At 66.9% G+C, this 5741-nt stretch carries 7 protein-coding genes and 1 pseudogene; all 8 read left to right on the top strand.

Features of this window, described 5'->3' with window-relative positions:
• Nucleotides 1-383 (top strand): annotated as a pseudogene (locus B2U11_RS14865) (cysteine desulfurase); the annotation flags it as partial.
• The gene (gene sufB, locus B2U11_RS14860; RefSeq protein WP_292072894.1) at nucleotides 383-1849 is read left to right on the top strand and encodes a Fe-S cluster assembly protein SufB; all 1467 of its coding nucleotides are present in this window, start codon (nucleotides 383-385) and stop codon (nucleotides 1847-1849) included. The pseudogene B2U11_RS14865 and the gene sufB, both read left to right, overlap by 1 nt.
• Nucleotides 1846-2079, top strand: a complete 234-nt coding sequence (locus B2U11_RS14855; RefSeq protein ID WP_292072893.1) for a hypothetical protein — start codon at nucleotides 1846-1848, stop codon at nucleotides 2077-2079. Before sufB ends, B2U11_RS14855 begins: the two co-directional genes overlap by 4 nt.
• 5 nt (nucleotides 2080-2084) lie before the next feature.
• Nucleotides 2085-2834 (top strand): Fe-S cluster assembly ATPase SufC, encoded by a 750-nt coding sequence (gene sufC / locus B2U11_RS14850; RefSeq protein ID WP_292072891.1) that lies wholly within the window; start codon nucleotides 2085-2087, stop codon nucleotides 2832-2834.
• Nucleotides 2831-3853: a Fe-S cluster assembly protein SufD gene (sufD, locus tag B2U11_RS14845; protein WP_292072889.1), complete on the top strand. Its 1023-nt coding sequence runs from the start codon at nucleotides 2831-2833 to the stop codon at nucleotides 3851-3853. Before sufC ends, sufD begins: the two co-directional genes overlap by 4 nt.
• Nucleotides 3853-5070, top strand: a complete 1218-nt coding sequence (locus B2U11_RS14840; protein WP_414632976.1) for an aminotransferase class V-fold PLP-dependent enzyme — start codon at nucleotides 3853-3855, stop codon at nucleotides 5068-5070. The genes sufD and B2U11_RS14840 overlap by 1 nt, the downstream gene beginning before the upstream one ends.
• Nucleotides 5071-5076: 6 nt before the next feature.
• Nucleotides 5077-5466: an SUF system Fe-S cluster assembly protein gene (locus B2U11_RS14835; RefSeq protein ID WP_292072886.1), complete on the top strand. Its 390-nt coding sequence runs from the start codon at nucleotides 5077-5079 to the stop codon at nucleotides 5464-5466.
• Between the two features lie 16 nt (nucleotides 5467-5482).
• The coding region (locus B2U11_RS14830) for a HesB/IscA family protein (RefSeq protein ID WP_292072884.1) at nucleotides 5483-5741 on the top strand (259 nt) is incomplete at its 3' end.

Here is a 5741-nt window from a genome sequence, read left to right as displayed (position 1 = left end):
CCGCCATGGCGCACGTCGGCTGGCGCGATGCGGCTGAAGCCAGGGTCAAGGCTGCTGGCGCCATCATCATCGGCGGCGCAGTCGAGCGTCTGCCCAACACCCTGTTCATGGCGGTCGAGGGCTGGGACAGCCCTCAACAGTTGATCACCCTGGATCTGGCGGGGGTCATGGTGTCGGCGGGCTCGGCCTGCTCGTCAGGCAAGGTGAAGCCATCCAAGACCATCAGCGCCATGGGGCTGAACGCCCTGGCGACCGGGGGCGTGCGCGTCTCCGGCGGCTGGGGCACGACCGAGGGCGACTGGGCTCGGTTCGCCGACGCCTGGGTCGCCGCGTATGACAAGCACAAGGCACGCGCCGCCGCGCGCGTGAGAGAGGTCGCCTGATGGCCGCCGTCAAGGAAACCGTCGACGCCGTCGCCGAGCTGGAGCGCTACAAGTACGGCTTCACCTCCGACGTCGAGCAGGAGTTCGCGCCCAAGGGCCTGAACGCCGACATCGTGCGCTTCATCTCCGAGAAGAAGGGCGAGCCCCAGTGGATGCTGGAATGGCGGCTGGCCGCCTATGAGCGCTGGCAGGCGATGGAGGAGCCGACCTGGGCGGCGGTGAAATATGCGCCGGTCGATTATCAGGACCTGTTTTACTACGCCGCGCCCAAGAAGAAGGAGGGGCCGAAAAGCCTCGACGAGGTCGATCCCGAACTGCTGGCGGTCTATGAAAAGCTGGGCATCCCGCTCAAGGAGCAGGAGGTGCTGGCGGGGGTGCAGGGTGCACCGCGCGTAGCCGTGGACGCCGTGTTCGACAGCGTGTCGGTGGTCACGACCTTCAAGGAGGAACTGGCCAAGGCGGGCGTGATCTTCATGCCGATTTCCGAGGCCTTGCGCGAATATCCTGATCTGGTGCGGCAATATCTGGGGTCGGTGGTGCCGGTCTCGGACAACTATTTCGCGGCGCTGAACAGCGCGGTCTTTTCGGACGGGTCGTTCGTTTACATCCCGCCGGGCGTGCGCTGCCCGATGGAGCTGTCGACCTATTTCCGCATCAACGCCTCGCAGACGGGGCAGTTCGAGCGCACCCTGATCATCGCCGACAAGGGCTCTTACGTCTCCTATCTGGAGGGCTGCACGGCGCCGATGCGCGACGAGAACCAGCTGCACGCGGCGGTGGTCGAGATCGTGGCGCTGGACGACGCCGAGGTGAAATATTCGACGGTCCAGAACTGGTACCCTGGCGACGCGGAAGGGCGCGGCGGCATCTACAACTTCGTCACCAAGCGCGCCGACTGCCGGGGCGACCGGTCCAAGGTGTCGTGGACGCAGGTGGAGACGGGGTCGGCCGTCACCTGGAAATATCCGTCCTGCATCCTGAAGGGCGAGGAAAGTTCGGGCGAGTTCTATTCCATCGCCATCACCAACGGACATCAGCAGGCCGACACCGGCACCAAGATGATCCACCTGGGCAAGAATTCGAAGTCGCGGATCATCGCCAAGGCGGTGTCGGCGGGCAAATCGGATTCGACCTATCGCGGCCTGGTGTCGGTGCATCCCAAGGCGACGGGCGTGCGCAACTTCACCCAATGCGACAGTCTGCTGATCGGCAAGGACTGCGGCTCGCACACCATCCCCTACATCGAGGCCCGCAACGGCTCGGCCCAGCTGGAGCACGAGGCGACGACCACGCGCCTGTCGGACGACCAGCTGTTCTACGCCCAGCAGCGCGGGTTGTCGGAGGAGGAGGCGGTGGCCCTGCTGGTCAACGGCTTCGTCCGCGATGTGCTGCAGGAGCTGCCGATGGAATTCGCCGTCGAGGCGCAGAAGCTGGTGGCGATCAGCCTTGAAGGGAGCGTGGGATGACCAGCTTTCACCAACGCTTTTTCAATCGTCGGCTAACTGGCTTTTACCCCAAGGGACCCAAGGCGCGTCGTCTTGGCCTTATCGGCCTCGGCGTTTTCCTCGCTCTTGGCGCAACTAGCCTAGTCTTGCTTTTCAATGGGCAGAAGACCTTCGGCCAGATCGTCCTTGGTGCGTTGGCCATTTTGATCATCGCCTACAACGGCTTTGTGTCCACTCGCTCGGACCTGTGAGAACTATGCTTTCCATCTCCAACCTCCACGTTTCCGTCGCCGACAAGCCGATCCTCAAGGGGCTGACGCTCGACGTTCCCGCCGGCGAGGTGCACGCCATCATGGGGCCGAACGGGGCGGGCAAGTCGACGCTGGGTTACGCCCTGTCGGGGCGGCCGGGCTATGAAGCGACCGAAGGGTCCGTCGAATGGAATGGCGCGGACCTGCTGGACCTGGACCCGGCCGAGCGCGCGGCCAAGGGCGTGTTCCTGTCGTTCCAGTATCCGATCGAGATTCCGGGCGTGCCGGCCCTGACCTTCGTGCGGACGGCGCTGAACGCGCAGAAGCGCGCGCGCGGCGAGGCCGAGGTGTCGGCGCCCGAGTTCCTGAGGCTGGTCAAGGCGGCGTCCAAGGCGCTGAAGATGGACTTCGACATGCTGAAGCGGCCGCTGAACGTCGGCTTCTCCGGCGGCGAGAAGAAGCGGATGGAGATCCTGCAGATGGCGCTGCTGGAGCCGTCGCTGCTGATCCTGGACGAAACGGATTCGGGGCTCGACATCGACGCCCTGCGCATCGTCGCCGACGGGGTCAACGCCCTGCGGTCGCCCGAGCGGTCGATGTTGGTCATCACCCACTATCAGCGCCTGCTGGACTACATCAAACCGGACCGGGTGCACGTCCTGGCGGCGGGCCGGATCGTGGCGTCGGGCGGGCCGGAACTGGCGTTGCAGCTGGAGGCGGAAGGCTATGACAAATACCTTCCGGCGGCGGCGTGAGCGCGCTGTTCGACATCGATCTGGCCGACGCCTCGACCTTTCCGTCGCGGCGGACGGAGGCGTGGAAATACAGTGACCTGAAGCGCTATCTTCGCGAAGCGCCGCAGCCGTCGCCGACGGCCGCGATCGGCGCGCCGGGGCCGTTCTACGACCTGGGAGGAGAGGCGATCGTCTTCGCTAACGGGCGCGCCGTGGGCGTGACCGACTTCATCGCCTCGGGCGACCAGACGCTGCGGCTGCGCTATATCTCCGACGCGGTCGGCACGGGGCATACGGCGAGCGCCCGGGTCTCGGCGCGGGCTGGGGCCAGGCTGCTGCTACTGGAGACGCACGAGGGCGCGGGCTCGGCCTATGTGGCGCACAATCGGCTGGAACTCGACGTGGCGGCCGGGGCGGAGGTGACGCGCGTCGTCTTGGTCGAGGAGCCGGAAGACGCGCTGTCGATCGCCCAGGCTCAGGTCAGGGTCGAGGCGGGCGGGGTGTTTCGTCAGACCGTGATCGCCACCGGCGCCAGGCTGCAACGGGTGGAGACGCGAATCGAGCATCACGCGCGCGGCGCCCATGTGCAGGCGGACGGGCTCTATCTGCTGAACGGCGCGCGCCAGGCGGACCTGACCAGCGTGGTGCGTCACCTGGACCGGGACGGGACCACCAGCCAACTGATCAAGGGCGTGGCGCGCGACACGGCGCGCGGCGTCTTCCAGGGCAAGATCGTGGTCGAGCGGGGCGCGGACGGAACCGACGCGCGCATGGGCCACCACGCCCTGATCGCCAGCGAGCGGGCCGAGATCGACGCCAAGCCGGAACTGATCATCTACGCCGACGACGTGCAGTGCGCCCACGGCAATACTGTGGGCGCGCTGGACGAGAGCGCCCTGTTCTACATGCAGCAGCGCGGCATTCCGGCCGACGAGGCGCGCGCGCTGCTGACCCAGGCCTTCCTGATCGAGGTCGTCGACCGGATCGAGCACGAGGGCGCGCGAGAGGTGGTGCGGGAATGGCTGACGGCGCGCCTGTAATGACGTTCGATCCCTACGCCGTGCGGGCGCAGTTCCCGATCCTGTCGCGGCAGGTGAACGGCAAGCCGCTGGTCTATCTGGACAACGCCGCCTCGGCCCAGAAGCCGCGCGCGGTGATCGACGCCCTGGTCGCGACGATGGAGGGCGGCTACGCCAACGTCCACCGGGGCCTGCACACCCTGTCGAACGAGACGACCGAAGCCTTCGAGAAGGCGCGCGAGGTGGTCGCCCGCTTCCTGAACGCCGAGACGACCGAGCAGGTCGTCTGGACCAAGGGCGGGACGGAGGCGATCAATCTGGTGGCCAACGGGCTGGGGCTGTCCATCCAGCCCGGCGACGAGATCGTCGTCTCGGAGATGGAGCATCACTCCAACATCGTGCCTTGGCACCTGCTGCGCGAGCGGCGCGGGGCGGTGATCAGGTGGATCCCGGTTCTGGACGACGGCTCGCTGGACATGGCGGCCTATGCCGACCTGCTGGGGCCCAAGACGCGGATGGTCGCCGTAACCCACATGTCCAATGTACTGGGGACCATCAATCCGGTCGCAGAGATCACGAGACTGGCCCGTGCCGCCGGGGCGCAGGTGCTGATCGACGGATGCCAGGGTGCGGTCCATGCGACGCCGGACGTGCAGGCCATCGGCTGCGACTTCTACGTCCTGACGGGCCACAAGCTGTTCGGGCCGACCGGCATCGGCGCCCTGTACGGCAAGGCCGAGGCGCTGGAGGCCCTGCCGCCCTATCAGGGGGGCGGGGAGATGATCGGCGTGGTCGAAAAGGACCGCATCACCTACGCCGCGCCGCCGCATAGGTTCGAGGCGGGCACGCCGCCGATCCTGGAGGCCATCGGCCTGGGCGTCGCGCTGGAGTGGCTGGCGCAGTACGACCGGGCGGCGGTGCAGGCGCACGAGCACGCCCTGTATCAGCGCGCGGCCGACCGGCTGGCGGACCAGGATTGGCTGCGGATACTTGGCCAGGCCGAGGGCAAGGGCGCCATCCTGACCTTCGCCGTCGACGGCGCGCACGCCCATGACGTGGCCCAGATCATGGATCGCTACGGCGTCGCGGTTCGGGCGGGCACGCACTGCGCCGAGCCGTTGGCCAAAAGAATGGGCGTGACGTCGAGCACGCGCGCCTCCTTCGCCCTATATAACACCGTGGAGGACGCCGACGCCTTCGTGGACGCGCTGATAAAGGCGCGGAACTTCTTTGTGTAACGCCCCATGACCGACGACGCGATTCAGGACAATGACGCCTTCAAGGCCGCCTGGGACGAACCCCAGAAGAGCGCCCTGCCGCAGGCCGAGCTGGACACGCTGACCGAAGACCTGATCGAGGCGCTGAAGACGGTCTATGACCCGGAAATCCCGGTCGACATCTATGAGCTGGGGCTGATCTACCGCGTGGATGTCAGCGACGATCGCGACGTGGTGGTGGACATGACCCTGACCGCGCCGGGCTGCCCGGTGGCGGGCGAGATGCCAGGATGGGTCGAGACGGCGGTGGAGAAGGTGCCGGGCGTGCGCAGCGCCAAGGCCAATCTGGTGTTCGACCCGCCGTGGGACGCCTCCAAGATGAGCGACGAGGCCAAGCTGGCCCTCAACATGTTCTGATGGACAGGTTCCGACCATGACCGATCTGCAGACAACTTCCCGTCCGCGCCGCCCGCGCCCCAAGGCCGTCAGCCTGACCGACGCCGCCGCCGAGCGCGTGCGCGAAATCCTGGACAACGCCGAGAACGACCACATCGGTCTGCGGATCGGGGTCAAGAACGGGGGCTGCGCGGGGCAGGAATACACCTTCGCCTATGCCGAAGAGATCCAGCCGCTGGACGAGGTGGTCGAGGACAAGGGCGTCACCATCCTGATCGAGCCCAAGGCGGTCCTGT

The organism is Brevundimonas sp. UBA7534 (assembly GCF_002479325.1).
GTDB lineage: Bacteria > Pseudomonadota > Alphaproteobacteria > Caulobacterales > Caulobacteraceae > Brevundimonas.
The sequence above is the reverse complement of the archived record's forward strand: the minus strand, read 5'-3'. Positions and strand labels throughout refer to the sequence as shown.